At 34.1% G+C, this 794-nt stretch carries 1 protein-coding gene; it reads right to left on the bottom strand.

Annotated features, from left to right (window positions below; translation table 11 throughout):
• A partial coding sequence (locus QUH73_RS20805; RefSeq protein WP_289532369.1) for a hypothetical protein occupies positions 1 to 761 on the bottom strand: 761 nt, incomplete at its 3' end.
• Positions 762 to 794 lie beyond the last annotated feature (33 nt).

Below are 794 nucleotides of genomic sequence, written 5' to 3' on the forward strand. Positions count from 1 at the left end.
GAAAGTAAATTTTGACTGTAATCCAATTTTGAAACAATTGGCACGAAGTTATTCTCAATGGCATAATCAGAACTTACAATCCAGCCACCTACATCCTCTAATTTTAAGGTGGAATTAACATTAGAACTTTCCCAGTTAAAGGGTACGTTTTCATCAAAAATCACGCTTATTTCATCTTCACTTAAAGCATCTGAAAGGCAAAACGGATGGAAGGAACTCTCATTTCCAACAGGAAAATAATACGTGCCATTGGAAGCAATTTTCCTTTTCAAACTTCCACTTATATAACTATCATTATCAATGCTGTTATTAAAAATAATGGCATCTTCGTCAGTATTAGAAATGAAAATACTATGCCCACCTTCTATACTTACAAGACCAGACTTTAGAAAAAGCCGGTCTGAAATTTCACAATCTGAATTAATGCTCAATTTGCTATCAGGCAAATCTAAATTAAAGACTCCAAACTGAATGAAATCACCACTTATATCAACACTATAATCAGAGTGCAAGCTAAATGTACCTGAACCTAATTTAGCATCCTCACATTCTATTAACTCCAGCCCTTCTGCATAAAATTGCCCTTCGTTCCATAAATTACTGCCCTTTACATACAAATCAGAACATGTAGAAAACAGACTTGCTGTAGTAGATATATAGACTTCTGCTCCTTCACAATTAAAGCCAGTCGTTGTTTGCCCTGAACTAGGAAAAACAAACCCAACATACAAAACGGTAACCAATATGATTTCTTTAAGCATAGTTTTGTTTTTTATTTGTCCTAAATTTACGCA

This window comes from Labilibaculum sp. K2S, from assembly GCF_030372765.1.
In the GTDB taxonomy this organism is placed as follows: Bacteria; Bacteroidota; Bacteroidia; order Bacteroidales; family Marinifilaceae; genus Labilibaculum.